14 protein-coding genes are annotated in these 14820 nt (G+C 61.0%); 6 read left to right on the top strand and 8 right to left on the bottom strand.

Annotation, left to right across the window (positions count from 1 at the left end):
* Nucleotides 1–32 precede the first annotated feature (32 nt).
* The 3 genes from UUA_RS00230 to UUA_RS00220 form a co-directional block, all read right to left on the bottom strand.
* Complete coding sequence (locus UUA_RS00230) at nt 33–2390, bottom strand: sodium:solute symporter family protein (protein WP_235605921.1); 2358 nt, start codon at nt 2388–2390, stop codon at nt 33–35.
* Nucleotides 2391–2473: 83 nt separating this feature from the next.
* Nucleotides 2474–3331 (bottom strand): HpcH/HpaI aldolase/citrate lyase family protein, encoded by an 858-nt coding sequence (locus UUA_RS00225; RefSeq protein ID WP_008433235.1) that lies wholly within the window; start codon nt 3329–3331, stop codon nt 2474–2476.
* A 201-nt stretch (nt 3332–3532) separates the two neighbouring features.
* Entirely contained in the window at nt 3533–3751 is a 219-nt protein-coding gene (locus UUA_RS00220; RefSeq protein WP_008433234.1) for a hypothetical protein, read from the bottom strand.
* 478 nt (nt 3752–4229) lie between these two features.
* On the opposite strand from UUA_RS00220, the gene UUA_RS00215 reads away from it, so the two are divergent.
* From UUA_RS00215 to UUA_RS00195, 5 genes are all read left to right on the top strand, one after another.
* On the top strand, nt 4230–5147 hold the full coding sequence (locus UUA_RS00215; protein ID WP_008433233.1) for a hypothetical protein: 918 nt from the start codon (nt 4230–4232) through the stop codon (nt 5145–5147).
* A 217-nt stretch (nt 5148–5364) separates the two neighbouring features.
* Nucleotides 5365–5628, top strand: a complete 264-nt coding sequence (locus UUA_RS00210) for a helix-turn-helix transcriptional regulator (protein ID WP_155943228.1) — start codon at nt 5365–5367, stop codon at nt 5626–5628.
* 14 nt (nt 5629–5642) lie between these two features.
* The gene (locus UUA_RS00205; RefSeq protein ID WP_008433231.1) at nt 5643–5960 is read left to right on the top strand and encodes a hypothetical protein; all 318 of its coding nucleotides are present in this window, start codon (nt 5643–5645) and stop codon (nt 5958–5960) included.
* Entirely contained in the window at nt 5957–7402 is a 1446-nt protein-coding gene (locus tag UUA_RS00200; RefSeq protein WP_008433229.1) for a YfjI family protein, read from the top strand. Before UUA_RS00205 ends, UUA_RS00200 begins: the two co-directional genes overlap by 4 nt.
* A 770-nt stretch (nt 7403–8172) precedes the next feature.
* The gene (locus tag UUA_RS00195) at nt 8173–8895 is read left to right on the top strand and encodes a MobA/MobL family protein (RefSeq protein WP_008433227.1); all 723 of its coding nucleotides are present in this window, start codon (nt 8173–8175) and stop codon (nt 8893–8895) included.
* Between the two features lie 404 nt (nt 8896–9299).
* Here the strand turns inward: UUA_RS00195 and UUA_RS00190 are convergent, their stop codons facing one another.
* The 4 genes from UUA_RS00190 to UUA_RS00175 form a co-directional block, all read right to left on the bottom strand.
* Complete coding sequence (locus tag UUA_RS00190; RefSeq protein ID WP_008433225.1) at nt 9300–10502, bottom strand: hypothetical protein; 1203 nt, start codon at nt 10500–10502, stop codon at nt 9300–9302.
* Nucleotides 10483–11532, bottom strand: a complete 1050-nt coding sequence (locus tag UUA_RS00185; protein WP_008433223.1) for a nucleoid-associated protein — start codon at nt 11530–11532, stop codon at nt 10483–10485. The genes UUA_RS00190 and UUA_RS00185 overlap by 20 nt, the downstream gene beginning before the upstream one ends.
* Before the next feature lie 184 nt (nt 11533–11716).
* A complete protein-coding gene (locus UUA_RS00180; protein ID WP_008433222.1) occupies nt 11717–12619 on the bottom strand; it encodes a recombination directionality factor in 903 nt (300 codons plus the stop codon).
* Between the two features lie 14 nt (nt 12620–12633).
* Entirely contained in the window at nt 12634–13608 is a 975-nt protein-coding gene (locus UUA_RS00175; protein ID WP_039953285.1) for a YqaJ viral recombinase family nuclease, read from the bottom strand.
* 338 nt (nt 13609–13946) lie between these two features.
* Between UUA_RS00175 and UUA_RS00170 the strand changes: the two genes are divergently transcribed.
* Nucleotides 13947–14198: an ISL3 family transposase gene (locus UUA_RS00170; RefSeq protein ID WP_008433219.1), complete on the top strand. Its 252-nt coding sequence runs from the start codon at nt 13947–13949 to the stop codon at nt 14196–14198.
* Here the strand turns inward: UUA_RS00170 and UUA_RS00165 are convergent.
* Entirely contained in the window at nt 14192–14812 is a 621-nt protein-coding gene (locus UUA_RS00165) for a hypothetical protein (RefSeq protein WP_008433218.1), read from the bottom strand. The two genes, UUA_RS00170 and UUA_RS00165, sit on opposite strands and share 7 nt — an antisense overlap.
* Nucleotides 14813–14820 lie beyond the last annotated feature (8 nt).

Raw genomic sequence — 14820 nt, 5'->3', positions numbered from 1 at the left:
TCGGGCGGTGCCCGGCGAGTGCCGGCGCGAGTTCAGTCGTTGCGGTCGGCGTAGATGGTCAGTCCCTTCAACGAACGCGTGGGCGCCGGGAAGCACAGGCTGGCGAGGTAGCCGATCACGATGCACAGCAGGATCGAGATCGCCAGGTAGAAGTACGGATGCACCAGGCGGAACAGCCAGGCCACCAGGGTGAGGCCGATGCTCGCGGCAATGCCGATGGCCACGCCCGGCGAGTTGGCGCGGCGGGTGAACATGCCCAGCGTGTAGGCACCGGCGAAGCCGCCGCCGAGCAGGCCGGCCAGCTCGATCGAGACGTCGAACAGCGAATGCACGTCGAAGCGCGACAGCAGCAGCGCTGCGCCGATGCCGATCAGGCCCACCGCGATGGTCATCAGTTCGGCGAAGAACACACTCTTCTTCTGCGTGGTGTTCTTCGCCAGCTTGTCGTAGAAATCCACCGAGACCAGCGTGGCGACGCTGTTCATGATGCCGGACAGGGTGGCCATCGCCGCGGCGAAGATGCCGGCGACGATCAGCCCGGTCACGCCCATCGGCAGTTCGGCGGCGATGAACAGCGGGAAGGTGGCGTCGATCGGCAGCAGCGGATTCATCCGCTCCGGGTTCGCCTTGTAGTACACGAACAGTGCGGTGCCGATGAGGTAGAACACGAAGCCGCCGGGGACCATGATCGCGGCGAAGGCCCAGATCGAGCGGCCCGCCTCCTTGTCGGACTTGGTCGACAGCGTGCGCTGCATCAGCACCTGGTCCTTGGGGAAGGTCAGCACCACGTCGAACAGCACCAGGAAAATGAAGCCCCACACGGTGGCCTTGGTGAGGTCGAAGCTGAAGTCGAACAGGTGCATCTTGTTCTCGGCCATGGCCGTCGAGACAAACTCGCCGATGCCGCCGTGCAGACTCCAGATGATGAAGCCGATCGCGAAGATCGCGCCGCCCATCTTCACGATCACCTGCACGAAGTCGGTCCAGATCACCGCCTTCATGCCGCCCATTGCGGTGTAGATGATGGTGAAGCCGCCCATCAGCACCACGCTCAGGGTGACGCTGATGCCGGTGATGGTGGCGATCGCCAGCGCCGGCAGGAACAGGATCACGCTCATCCGGCTGCCGATCTGGGTGAGGATGCACAGCGCACTGGCCAGCATGCGGATGCTGGGGTGGAAGCGCGTCTCCAGGTAGGAGAACACACTCATCAGGTCGAGCCGGCGCAGCAGCGGCACGATCCACACCGCCACGAACATCAGGCCGAACACCGCGATCAGGTTGTTGGTCAGGTACTGCCAGTTGGTTTCGAACGCCTTGGCCGGGATCGCGATGAAACTGATCGAGCTGGTATTGGCGGCGTACAGGCTCACGCCTGCGGCCCAGAACGGGATGCTGCGCCCGCCGACGAAGAAGTTGGAGGTGGAGTTGCGTTTCTCGCGCAGGTAGAAATACAGGCCGATGCCGATCATGCTCGCGAGATAGACCACGATCACGATCCAGTCCAGCCAGCGCAGCAGCAGCTTGTTGGACTGCACGCTGGCGTAGCCGAAGTCGACGCGCGTGCCGTCGGCGCTGCGTTGCGCCCAGAACATGCCGTCGGTCCAGGCGCCGGCGGCGATCACGCCGGAAGGCGCGGCACCGGGCAGGGTGGCCCAGGCGCCGGTGATGGTCTGGAAGGTCATCAGCCGGGCTGGTGCATCCGCGTGTGCGCCGTCGCGCACCATATAGAGCGCGTTCGCCTGGCCCAGCGCATGGCCGGAACCGGGCAGCAGCCGGCCCGGCACCTGGCCGCGTTCGCTCCAGCCGTCGGCGGCGCTCCAGCGCCACAGCTTCTCGGTGGCGCCGGAAGGGTCGGGCACGCTGACCAGCACCGCTGCGGCGCGGGCGACCGCCGAACTGGGCGCGCCGCCGCCGGGCCACCCGGCCAGCACGTTCCAGCGCGGCTGTTCCGCGTTCGTCTGCAGCTGCAGCAACTGCGCCCTGCCATCCGCGCCGATGCCGGCGATCCACAAGATGTCGTTGGCCCATGCGCCGCGCACCGCGTGGAGCGGAGCGGGCAAGGGCGGCAGCGGTTGCAGCTGGAGTTGATCCTCGCTGGCGTGCAGGCGGGCCACGCCGGTCACGGCGCCGGAATCCGCCGCGGTGGTCAGCAGCCACGCCCGCGTGCCGTCGTCGATGATGCCCGCGGCCGATGAAACGCCGGTCGGCCAGGGCAGCCGGGCCCAGGTCTTGCCGGCGTGGTCGAGACGCCACACTTCGGCGTCGGAAATCGCCAGCGGCCGGCCGTCAACCACGGCGATGTCGCGCAGCGGCACGCTCGTCTCCAGCGCCGGCAGTTGCCCCGCGCGCAGCGGCGCCAGGCTTTGCGCGTGCGCAGGCGCAAGCACGGCGAGCAGCAGCAGGCCCAGCCAGACTCGCAGTGCGCGCGGCCCTCGGCGAGAAGAAAGCGCAACCCCCTCGCGCCTGCGCATCAGCCCGGTCGCCGTGCGGCGGCAAGCAGGGCCTGCGCGCGCTTCAGGAAGGGCGGGTCGATCATCCGGCCGTCGACCACGAAGGCGCCGCGCGATTGCGCGCCGGCCGCCTGCGCGGCCTCGACGATCCGGCGCGCCGTCTCCAGCTCCGCCTCCGACGGCGCGAACGCTGCATTCGCCAGCGCCACTTGGCGCGGATGCACGCAGCTCTTGCCGATGAAGCCGAGCCGCCGCGCCATGCGTGCCTCCTCGCGGTAGCCTGCGTCGTCATCCAGCGCGGCATAGGCGCCGTCCACCGCGAACACGCCGGCCTGAGCCGCGGCCATGCGCAGGGCGAACATCGCCGCGTGCACGTTGCGCGGGTCGGCGCGGTCGATGCCGTGTGGCTCGAACAGGTCGCCCAGGCCCAGCTGCAGTCCCGCCACGCGCGGGTGCGCCGCGGCGATGCGCGCGGCGTCGGCCAGTGCGCGCGGCGTCTCGATGTTCAGCAGCAGGCCGATCGGGTGCGCCACGGCGTTCGCGCGCTCCGCCGCCTCGAGCGCGGCCACTGCGTCGAGCACGGCCTGCGGCGACTCGATCTTGGGCAGGTTGAGCAGGGTGACGCCGGGGCGGGCGACCGCGGCAAGGTCCGCCGCGAAGTGCGGCGAATCCGGCGCGTTGGTGCGCACGATGATCAGCTTGGCCGCCTGCGCCACCGCCGTGCCGGCGACGAAATCCGCCACCATCGCGCGCGCTTCGGCCTTGCGCGCTTCGGCGACCGCATCCTCCAGGTCGAACGACAGCGCATCGGCATCGCCGGTCAGCGCCTTGGCGAACAGCTCCGGCCGTGAGCCGGGCACGAACAGCTTGCTACGCATCGGGTCGCCTACCGGTTGCCATCCTCGTCATGCCGGCGAGTGTGCGGCAAGCCACCTCCTGAATCGAGCCGGCACGGCATGTTCAAAAGATAGTTTTTCTATCGAGGCTGCCAGCTGGCTGCGGATTCGCCGGCGTCGCCGGTCGCCTGTGCCGTGAAGTGCAAGCGGCGCCTTGCCGGCACGACCGGCATGCGGCGGAGGTTAGTCGCCGGCTTCCGTCTCCGGCCTTTTTGCGGCGTCCAACTGCTCGCGATTGCACCATCCCTTGTGCCAGGCAAGCGCCATCGCGGAGCCATGCGCGTAATGGCACTTTTCCCGCGGTTCGCCGCAGTCGCGTGCGTAATAGCCTTCGATCCACGCTTGCAGCGGATACTGCATTCCGCGCTCCTTGACCATGCTGGCGTCCTCGGTGGGCGTCATGGAAGCCTGGGTGAGGTCGGCAGACCTGGGGTTCAAGTATGGAAAAGCCCGCCAAAGCGGGCTTGGATCCATCTATGCCGGGGGATGGCCGGGATGATCGCCTCACGGCGGCAGATTAGCTACACAGGGTGAAGCCGTTCACATTTTTTCATTTCACGATCTGGCAGATCGTGATATTCGTCACGCTTTGCAAAATGCTGGTGCCCCACCAGGACTCGAACATCGCATCCAAGCTATTGTTGTATAGAGAATACTATAGTAGGCCGTGCAAATAGGACTCACTTTGTGACTCACTTTCCGATCAGTGCACACTGGACGCATGGGGACTACCTCGGACGTGGGCTAGTGATTAGGTCTGGTGCGGTTTTCAAAGCCAAGTGTAAAAATGGACTTTGCATGCCCTTGGAGCCTTGATTTGAAGTACCGCACCGGTCAGCTGACAACCGATCAGCCAATACACTCAGCATCACGGAAGCTCGTGGCCACCCGACACGCACCCGGCCGGGGTCCTAAGCGCAGCGAGTACGACAGCAGCGATCGTCTTCCCGACATCGAGATGCTCCTCGATCGCACTGTCCAAGAGATCCAGCACATTCATCTCGTCCGAAAGCGCAGTAAGAAGACGTTCGACAGACTGTGGGAACGGGTGTGCGGAAAGTTGGCCGAGCTTGGAAATGCTTCCGCCTACGCGCGCTGGAGACGGGATGACACCCTCCGGAACCTCGACCAGTTCCAGAAGCTGGATGCTGCGGTGGCAGAAGCTTGGGCTGCAAGTGTGACGCCAATCAGCTCTAAAGACGTCGTTTTTGACGGCAGGCAGTTCCAGCGATTGCGGGAAGAACGCTCCGCGCTAAAACTGGAAATCGAGATCTCGATCGATCATGTTCTAGAAGTGGCGGTTGCGTACTGGATCGAAGCGATGAACGCCTACAGGGATGGCGATGAACTGCGTGCCATGCATGCACTCATTCGATGTCACTTCAACCTAGGGATTGCTCACGCTCTCAGGATGACGCATGACACCAAGGAGGATGATGGGCGGCAGTCCGGTCAGAGAGAAAGGGACGCGTTGGCCGGGGCCGTCCTGAATGTCATGCAGAACTTCACCGTCACCAAGTCGATCTATAACGAAAACCTCCTGCTCGAAGGCATCACCCATGCCATGGAAGCTGACCCTGCCTACGCAGAGGTGTTGCACTCCTATGACGCCCTGGTAAGCAATGGCAAGGTCACGAATGATCCGATCAGCACTCGGTTCCCGAGCAGATTGAAAACGTGGGTTACTGGCAAGAAGCCGCTCTATCCGCACCTTGCACTCCAGTTCAAGAACTTGGCCCAGCAGATCGAGAAGAAGCCGGCTACCAGAAATATCGTTCGCCGTAAAGCCAACGGCTAGCTGACCCATTTTTTCGTGGGCTGGTCTTTTTGACACTTCTTCGGTCAGCGGCGCACGGTGCGCCGCGACAAAACGGAGAAGTCCTATGTCTTGTCATACCGCAGTCCGCAGCGCGCCCACTGCCCATCCCACCCCGGCACCCCGCCGGCTTTCGCAGGCCCTGTCCGCCTCGATGCACGGTTTCGAGTCGTCGGAGCCAGTCTTCGACCAGGCCCTGATGGACCGTCTGGGCGCCATTATTCAGTCCATCCAGTTCGCCCCTGACTTCGACCAGGCCATGCGTCTCCCTGCCGTACTGGACTTTGTCGGGGTCTCCAAAAGTACCTGGTACGCACGCCTGAATCCGCGCTCCAAGACTTTTGACTCGCGTGCGCCGCAGCCGTTCAAGCTCGGCCCCTCCCCGAACTCGCCCTCCGTCTGGTGGCGTTCGGCCGTGATGGCCTATCTCAAGGTCTGCGCCAGCCCGCAGGCTTGGGTCTAAGGGGAGGCACGTCCATGAAAGTCGACAACCTCCTCCCGCCGCCGAAAGCCGAAAACCTGCAGACTCAAGCCCAGCGCTGCAAGGACGCTCTGCTTGGCCTGCAGCCCAAAATCCAGCATCAGAAGAACCAGCTCTTCACCATGTTGTATCCGGTGATCGTGGAGCTCCTGGAAAAGCGCGTCAGCCAGAAAGACATCCTTGCCGTCCTCCAAGCTCAGGGTTTGAAGTTGCACCCCAGCCGCTTCAAAGCTCTGATGACCGCGCATGCGGCATGTGCCGACCATTCGCTCACGTCGGCCACAGGCACGGATACCGATGAGGTGCAGGCATGAGCATGATGCCCCCACCCGCAAGCTACCCCATCGAAGCCTTCCATGCCGCTGTTCGTGATGCGATCTGGGAGGTGCTGGACCAGGTCCAGGCGCCGGACGCCCTGGTAGCAGGCGCCGCCCTGACGGCGATGGCCATCGCCTGCCAGGCGAATGTGGACGTGATGCTGCCTTCCGGTCTGCGTCGCCCATCCAGCCTGTACACGGCGCTGATCGGTCAGTCCGGTGAACGCAAGACTACCGTGGATGATTTGATCAGTGCACCGATCTATGCATACGACCAGAAGCACGCAGCCTCGGATGCTGACATGCAGGCGCATTACAGAGCGAACCTGCGCCTGTGGCAAGCAACCAACAACGCGCTGCAGCGCAAGATCGACAAGTCGGCGCAGGGTACCGCCGACGTGAAGCAGCACCATGACGAGGTGGTGGAGCAGGAGCGCCAGGAGCCAGATAAACCGGTGCTCAAGCAGATCATCTATCAGAGCATCACTGAGCGCCCTTTGCTTGAAGCGTTGCATGGCCGTGGCAAGTCCATCGCCATCCTGAGCGATGAAGGCGAGATCGTGCTCAAGAGCGGTGCCATGAAGAAGATGGGCAACCTAAACAGAGCGTGGGATGGCAAGCCCCTGAGCCTGGATCTCGTCGACGTGCGTGTCCGGGTCGTCGATCCGCGCATCACCATCAGCTTCATGGTTCAGGAAGAAGTGATCGAGGAATTTCTGGGTAGGCGTGGTCGCATTGCCCGCGGCTCTGGTCACCTGGCGCGTTATCTGATCGCTTGGCCTGCTTCCACCGTGGGGTTTCGCAAGATGACGCTTGGCGATCATGCCTGGACCCATCTGTCCGCGTTCCACCAGCGGATTACCGAGCTGCTGGATGAAGCCGACCTCAGGCAGACCAACAACGAGCCACGCACGCTGCTGAAGTTCTGCACCGAGGCCAAGGAGCTGTGGGCTGAGTCCTACGACTGGATCGAGAAGGGTCAGCGACCCGGCGAACGCTTCTACAGCATCAAGGATTTCGCATGCAAGATGTTGGAGCTCGCTGGTCGCGTAGCCGCCATCCTCCACTACTTCAACCGCCTGAAAGGCGAAATCAGCCGGGAGACGCTGCAGCGCGCCCTTACGATCGTGGGCTGGCATCTGGATGAGTTCAATCGCCTGTTCGGGGATACGAACTGCACCCCCCAGATTGAGCAGGACGTCCTGTATCTGGGCGACTACCTTCTCAACCGGCACTGGCTGCGTGGAGAAGGCCAAGCCTATTGGAACGAGGTCCGCACCCACTGCAAGCTTCGTGACCAAATGCGCTTTGAAGCGGCCCTTCGCAGGCTCGAAATTCAAGGTGCGGTAGAGGTTGGGATGGATTACACGGGCAGCGGCAAGGGCAAGCGCGTCATCATCCTCAATCCCTTCCGCTTCCAGCAAGCTGCAATGGCCTGACCCTCTTCCAAGGGCCGTCACCAGACGGCCCTTGTTCTATGCATGCATTGCACGATGCACAAGTGTTGAGAATGCAGATCATGCAACCTCCTCTCGCCCTCCCGGCGGCAAGGGTCGGTTCCTGTAATCAGCGACTGTACGGGCAGGGTGGCTCCTCGAACTTTGCCGTGACTTGCATATCGGGAATGCCGATCCTGCAATGCATACGGTGGCACACAGGCATTGGGAGAAAGCAACTCGATGCTGACACCTACCATTCCCGCTGCGGGACACGCATACCTGCGATGTCTGCTGACGCGGGCCAATCTGCGTACGGCCTTGCCGATTTTTGATCTGCATGCACGCGCTCGATCCTGCAGCGCCCGGCATGGCGTTGATACACACCGCTCAGCTACTTGGCTTGATAGTGCTGTTACTTGCAGTGACCTGTTTCTCACTCTTCCAGGCTGATCCTGTAGACAGGGCCACAGAATAGAGTTGGCGTGTTTCTTTACGCATTAAAGGTTAACCATATGTGGAGGTTGTACAGGTCATCGATACAAGCCTCTACCGAGTCGAACAGTCGATGACAGACGCTGTCCCACTTCTCTGGAGGGGAATGAGCTGGCTACAACAGCAATTTCATGCCTCTTCTTTACTTCTTTTATCAGGGGACATGAGGCAGCGCAGTTAACGTTTCTCTCTCTACAACCACAAATCATCCGGCAGCACGTCAACCGGTAGGGGTTTCCCCCGCCGGTTTTTTGTTGTCAAAACATAGGAAAATGAGCATGGCAAGTTATCGCGCCGAACTGAAGAGCGGTAAAAAGGGCTCGGCAGCCCACCACAGTCGTTATGACACCCGGACAGGCACGAAGTACGAAGACAAAGAGGATCTGCTCGCATTCGAGTACGGAAACTTTCCCGAATGGAGCCCTGATCACCTGACCTTCTGGAAGAACGCTGACAAGTACGAGCGCAGTAACGCGGCGGTCTATCGGGAGTGGATCATCTCCCTTCCGAACGAATTCGATGTCGATGCGAACATTCAACTGGGCAGGAGGATCGTCGCAGCCATCGTAGGCGCACGCCCTTGGCAGATGGCCCTACATGGCCCGGAAGGTGAGCTCACCGGTATTCCGAACCCGCATATCCACGTCATGTTCTCGGATCGCGCACCGGACGGTATCGCGCGAACGCCGCAGCAGTATTTCTCACGCTACAACAGCAAACACCCGGAACGAGGTGGTTGCAGGAAGCTCAGTGGCGGTCAGCCTCCTCAGCAGATGCGAGAAGATCTGATCGCTGACCGGAAGGCGATCGCCGATATCCAGAACGAGGCGCTCGCGCACGCCGGCCTAGATGTCCGTGTCGACCACCGCAGCCTGCATGACCAAGGCATCGAGCGGAAACCTGGACTCCACCTCGGGCCAGCCAAAGTAAAGCGGATGACGCGCGAAGAACGGGAGGCCTACGTGGCCGGTAGTGAAATACACAGCCGCACGAAGCTGTAACGCTATTTGGGAATTTAGCGCCATTCATTTTCCAGTTAGCTCACGCCATCCGAATTCAAGGTGAGCGGCGTTCCCAGATTGGTTGGTTACTGCTATCACGCCCCGCTGGAGCGTGTCTTTTCATTCAACTCCGTGCGTCTGGTGGGCGAGCTTTTGAAGCGGGATTCCTCTGTGGTAGTGAGCCAGAAACAAAAAAAGCTATACCCGCCAGCCCGCGCGATGGCAGATCAGTAGATTCGCCTAATACGGTCGTTTCTGAGCACGAACGGCATGCACGCCGGAAATATACGCGCATGAATCATATTGATCGCGGACGAGTACAAGGATCGCCCCCGCCGACCGCCGTGTGGCGACAGGCATGCAGGGCCGTAGGGGGTGATTTTCTGCGGTCGAGCGCTATACGACTACGGGATAGCAGGGACTTCTGGGCCAGTCAGCAGGCTCTGGGTCAGTGCGATTCCCTTAAGGAACTCCAGATGCCCGTTGATATCGAGCACTGCTAACACAGTCAGCACGGCGACGAGCCAAACTACCCCAGAGATAAAGGTCAGCGTGAGTCGCTGCTTCTTGACCCGTTGCTCAATGGCAGTGAAAAGTGGCAAGACGTTTGTTCCACTATCGCCCGGCATGCTTGCGACCTTTGCCTTTCTGCGAACGATCTGCGAAGCGATAGCATCAACCGAATGGCGCTGGTTCGATACCATCGTTAGGATGAAAATACTGAAAATCGCCACGCCGACCATTACTGCATAGTTGCGAAGAATTTGGCCGCCGACGATCGTCGCTCCGGCCAACAGGATGGCAGCTGGAAGCGCAAGCAGCTGGTTCTGAATGTCAGCGAGGGTCTTGTTAAGACTGAGCGTGTCTTCCAAGTTCAAGCGTTCGACTTCGCTCTTGACCTTGGCGACGGAGAACTCAGCCATGTACATCGCCAGTGATTGGCGGGCGTTCGTCGCGATGTCGTGGAACGCGGCCAGAACTTCAGACATGGTCACGCCGCGCCGCGGCTTGAATTGCTCAATCAGGCTGGAACGGACGATCGAATGCTTCTGATCGACATGCGACTCGCGATTGCCAAACTCAGCCGTGAAGCGAGAAAAGTCAGGCAGGTCGCGAAGGTCAGAGGCGCCAAAGTCCGCGCGGATCTCGAGCTGGGCATCATGGCTTGCAACAAATAACAGACCGCCATTACGCACATCTGCCAAGTCGTGGAGGACCGTCCATAGGCGGACAGTGGTCAAGTATTTGTCCACGGCAGTCGGATGCACCGAAGTGCCTTCAATTGGAGGGTACGAATAGCGTTGATCCCGCAGGGTGAATCGCTCGGGAATCCGGCGGCGGTTTTCCGCTGTCTGGAGCATGTGCTCCATGTCTTCGTAGACATGTGCGCTACCAGGGTAGAAGCCTATGATGCGGAGGTCAGCGCGGCAGGTGCCCGCCAGAGCTCCGGACAGACCTGCCAAGTGGGATTCAACGTCATCAAAATCGAACCCCGACGGTAGCTTTCCCTCCCAGAGTGCGCCACCGGCCACGCGAGTGAGTTCGCTTAGGTTATCGAACAACCAGAGCGCCATGTCGTGTGGATTGTCAGGTAGTGCCGTCGACATGTTCCTGGATTTCCCGCCTCAGCTGCTGGTTCGGCTGCCTGATGATGATCGAATCGGTCCGGGGGTCATATACGACCTTTCCAGTCCGAACGTCTTCGACGTCGAAGGCTACGCTGACGGTACCCATCGTGCCGCGGATGCGTCTCAAGGCCTGCGTCACTTTCCGATCCGGTTTAAAGCGTCCATTGAACCGGTAGGCGCGCTCACCGTCAGTCTGACTCTGGCTGTGCGTGATGAACTCCTCTGGCGCAGCAGGGTATATGGCCGCGGCAGCCGTTGCCAATGTGACTTCCGACTTGTTCTCGTTGAGGCACTGAAACAGTCGTCGGCGAGTCTCCAGACGCTCGTGCTGCCGGTCTTCCTCCGTCGTCAGATCCTGGCGTTGGGCGACGAAGTCGTCCGCCGCCCTGATCAGCTCCTTCGTTTGTTCTGCTGAGTTGGTGTAGTTGAGGCACGCCAAGGCATCGCGGAAGTACTCAGTTACCTGAGCGGACTTGCGGGCTCCCTTGATGAAGGTGAGATACGGCTGCTCACCGGCTTCAAGTCGAGTGATATTGATCCTCGCAGCTTCATTGAGCAGGTCGAGGTCAATATTCAAGGTTGGCAGAAGGCCGAGACTGTCTTCATCGATGCCGGCGCCAGGCTTTAACTTGAGCATGGCAATCAGCATGAAGTCGTTGGGCGGCTCTTCGTAGCGGAGGAACAGGACGTAACCGCCGTTAGAAAATGGCGCGTCCTCCATCTGGGCCGCGATCAGATCTACGGTCGCTTCGCTAAACTCCGCTAGGGGGATGGACTGCTGCCGGTACTCCCCGAAGCGAACCGGAAATACGTGCACGTTGGCATTGTCACCGAACATGCCGGAACTATCAGTGGTTCGGTTATAAAGTGCCAAAAGGTCCGTGCACACCGCAATCAACGTTGCATCGATGGGCAACTCAGATGCACGCAACTGTTTGGTCACGGAGCCTTGACCGCTGGTATGCGCCGCCTTCTTCAGACGATGAATGGTAGCCTCAAGTATCTGCATGCAGAATTTCCCCTTTTGCGCATCCGTGGCTGGTGCAACGCCTCTTTCCGGGTCCGTCTGGCCCAGCTGACGAGCTGGGCCATCTACCTCGTTATACCGGCGAGGTTCGGTCCGCAGGATAAAATCAATGAACCCCTCGCCGAGGGGTGCACTTCCATCCTACGGCAAACTGACCCCAGGTGGCCTACCTGTTTGTCACCCGCTTAACCTTGCTCTCTAGCTTTTCCCGCAGATTCTTCGCCGGAAGAACCTGAGGGACGTCGGTCTCCACCGGTGCCCCAGTCCCCGGATAAAATTCCTCGACCACCGCAGAAACGTCCTCTTCCAGCTCCTCGAACGCCCCGTTGGCGAAGCCCTTGCGCGCAGACTCGTCAAGTGCTCCCTGGTCAAAGCCGCAGACTCGCCGCTGCGCGTCCTGCCCCCGTGCCTTGGCGATGGCCTGCTCCAGAGTCAGCCCACTCCGCACTACCAAATCCACATAGTAGATCGGTGTGCCATAGCTCATCGTGGTGGACTTGCCGCGCAGCTTCAGTTCCAACGGCAGGCAGGCCAGCAGCCCACCCGACACGGCGCTGAAATACTCCAGCCGTGCCGCCAGCGTTCGGATGGTGTTGAACGAAGTAGTGCGCAGCACGAAGCTGCCCAGCGCATCATTCTCACCATCCCCTACCACCACGTTGAGCCGGGCGTAGGCCTTGCACGCTCCTTGCGAGAACGCGCAGGCATCCAGCCCGGGACAGGGCAATGAGGCCACGCCCTCCTTGCCCGTGCGGCGGCAGGTCTCGCCGTTGCCCACGCATACCGGCCGCCCCGTGGCACGGTCGAACAGCGAGTAGTCGGCTCGCAGGTTGAGGCTCGGGTCGTTGAACAGTAGCCGCACCGGGATCGCACGCAACTTCTGGCCATCCGCCTCCTTGCGGAGCTTCTCGTCCAACGGATGTAACAACCAGCCATCGCGCCCCTGCACCTGGCTGGTCAGGGTGAACTGATCGTCCTTCTCCGGCAGGCGCTTGCCATTGCGCTCCACCACCCTGCCGATGGAAATCCGCCCGATCACAGGCGGCGTGATCGCCAGACCTTTCAACATGTCGTTGCCCTCTGTCAGTTGTCGGAAGACCGTGACAAGACGAACCGGCGGGAACCGGGGCGCGTCACGGTGTATTGCGCGGCGATAGCAGGCTGCTCGGCGGCGAGCCGCTTGGTATCGAGCGTGGTGCCATCCTTGGAGCGCTTGAACGTCACGACCCCATGGGCAAAGTGCGCCGTGCTGGCGTCCCCCATAGCCTGCTGGATCGCCTGCTTGAGCTGCTCGGTCTCATGCTCCTTGGCCTCCAGTTCAGCCTTGGCCGCAATCAATGCGTCGAAGGCCTGACCGAGACGCTCGTCGCCCGTGAAGTCCAGGCTGGTGTCGTTGCCTTGATAGAGCTCACGCAGTGCCCGCGCGGACGATTCACTGCCATCAGCAGCCGGCGGGGTGTCGTTCTCCACGCATTCCCAGAACCGGGTCTCCAGCACGATCAGGCGAGCGATGACGTCTTCATCGCGTGCGATGCGGTGGATTTCCAGTTGCTGACCACACAGCAGCACGGCCACATCCGCCGCATCCTTACCGGTCACGGCCAGCTGGTGCTGGACCTGGAGCTGGACGTACTCGGGCACTCCGTCCTTCCACAGCCGTGAGCCGAACTCGCCTGCCGTCTTGCACTCCAGTACCTGCACACCGGGCACGCCAACGATTTCGCGGTCGATGTTGGCCAACATAAAAGGAAAGGTTGGGTGTTGCAGAACCGCGTTGACCTTGCGCACCCGGCGATTCGTCTTTTGCTGGTAAGCCTGTGCCACGTAGGGTTCCAACAACGTACCCCAGTACATTGGCGAATCCATGCCGGGACTGTCCTCGCTTCCTGCCGCCCGCCCGGTCTTTTCTAGCCACAACTCCAACTGGCTCTTGTACGGGTTCAAGCCCACTGCCGCGGCGGCATCCGAGCTACCGATGCCACCCTTGCGTACTTCCAGCCACTGCCCGCGACTGAGTGTGCGAGTCTCTACCAGGCGCAAGGCCGTTTTTCTTCCCATCGTGGTTCTCCCAAATGAAAAAGGCCGCCCCTTCGAGGGCGGCCTTTTGTGATTACAGTTTTTCAAGCCGGATGCCCGGCGTATGGGATTCAACGTGTTTCAGTCGCTCCAGAACACACGGATGCAGCCTTCTATGGCGTCGATCCGTCAGGCCTGACCCACAGTCATGAAAACGGTAGCGAGAGACGGCCTCGACAGCATGCAGGCGAGCCGGTCAGGGCGCCATCTTGCTTGGCTCGCTCGGCTATGGCGACCTCAAATGAGGCTCTCTCGCGTTTGGTGTGGTTGATGTTGCGTCGAACTTGCGGCAGGCAGGGTGTTGAAGGCAGGCTATTGCGATGGAAACCCTCTTCACTCAAGCACTCGGTCTCACCGCGCCATGGCGCGTGGTCAACGTGGACTTCCAGCAGGCGGAAGGTCGGATCATATTCAAGGTCGAGAACACGACCAGCCGGCTGGCCTGCCCGGCCTGCGGGGCGGCAGATCAACCCGTCCACGACCGCCTGTCGCGCACGTGGCAGCATCTGAATTTCTTCCAGTACAAAGCCGTCATTGAAGCGACGGTGCCGCGGGTGTTGTGGTGTTACTGACCCTGGAAGGGCTTGATCGACGGACACTGGTACGGAGCATTGGGGACGGACCGACAATGTTCCGCACGCCACGCCAGGATCTCGAATGAAGCGTGGCCCACGACCTGGCGCGAAGCGACGTCGACGCAGACAATGTCACTACATTCGATGTTCGGGTTGGCGATGGCGTCCCGGTTCTTGATCAGTACCGTACTGGTCACGAGGTCCGCTTGTGGGACGGTGTTGTCGTCACTGTCGACACAGGCTGTTTCCTTGTTGTAGGTCTCGCAGCGCACCGGGTAAAGCGGATAACCAGTAGACTGCGACAGGCTCGCTGCCTGAGATTGCCCCAGCGCTTCTTGTTTCAGAAAGTCATTGTAGCTCTTGACGTAGTTGGGACCATCTGCCGGTATGAGCGTGGAAACGCCGACCAAGTACTGTTCCAGTGCCACGTCCGCGAACGGTGGGGTGAACGGATCGGCGGTCACGAGCGGAGCGTTTTCCACGTCTGCTTGGTGGACCATTTCCACCAAGGCTTTGTTTGACGTATCCACGTCCGCCTGATATTGGGTTTTGCTACAAGCCACCAACGACAACGCGACGGTAATCCAGAACAACAGGTTACGCATTTTCATGACGGTTT

The organism is Rhodanobacter thiooxydans LCS2 (assembly GCF_000264375.1).
Classification (GTDB): Bacteria; Pseudomonadota; Gammaproteobacteria; order Xanthomonadales; family Rhodanobacteraceae; genus Rhodanobacter; species Rhodanobacter thiooxydans.
The sequence above is the reverse complement of the archived record's forward strand: the minus strand, read 5'-3'. Positions and strand labels throughout refer to the sequence as shown.

Coding starts and splice junctions, on each gene's coding strand:
- UUA_RS00225 (WP_008433235.1), bottom strand. CDS start 3,331: ATGCGTAGCAAGCTGTTCGTGCCCGGCTCACGGCCGGAGCTGTTCGCC.
- UUA_RS00200 (WP_008433229.1), top strand. CDS start 5,957: ATGAGCATGATGCCCCCACCCGCAAGCTACCCCATCGAAGCCTTCCAT.
- UUA_RS00165 (WP_008433218.1), bottom strand. CDS start 14,812: ATGAAAATGCGTAACCTGTTGTTCTGGATTACCGTCGCGTTGTCGTTG.
- UUA_RS00185 (WP_008433223.1), bottom strand. CDS start 11,532: ATGCAGATACTTGAGGCTACCATTCATCGTCTGAAGAAGGCGGCGCAT.
- UUA_RS00220 (WP_008433234.1), bottom strand. CDS start 3,751: ATGACGCCCACCGAGGACGCCAGCATGGTCAAGGAGCGCGGAATGCAG.
- UUA_RS00210 (WP_155943228.1), top strand. CDS start 5,365: ATGGACCGTCTGGGCGCCATTATTCAGTCCATCCAGTTCGCCCCTGAC.
- UUA_RS00195 (WP_008433227.1), top strand. CDS start 8,173: ATGGCAAGTTATCGCGCCGAACTGAAGAGCGGTAAAAAGGGCTCGGCA.
- UUA_RS00205 (WP_008433231.1), top strand. CDS start 5,643: ATGAAAGTCGACAACCTCCTCCCGCCGCCGAAAGCCGAAAACCTGCAG.
- UUA_RS00175 (WP_039953285.1), bottom strand. CDS start 13,608: ATGGGAAGAAAAACGGCCTTGCGCCTGGTAGAGACTCGCACACTCAGT.
- UUA_RS00190 (WP_008433225.1), bottom strand. CDS start 10,502: ATGTCGACGGCACTACCTGACAATCCACACGACATGGCGCTCTGGTTG.
- UUA_RS00170 (WP_008433219.1), top strand. CDS start 13,947: ATGGAAACCCTCTTCACTCAAGCACTCGGTCTCACCGCGCCATGGCGC.
- UUA_RS00180 (WP_008433222.1), bottom strand. CDS start 12,619: ATGTTGAAAGGTCTGGCGATCACGCCGCCTGTGATCGGGCGGATTTCC.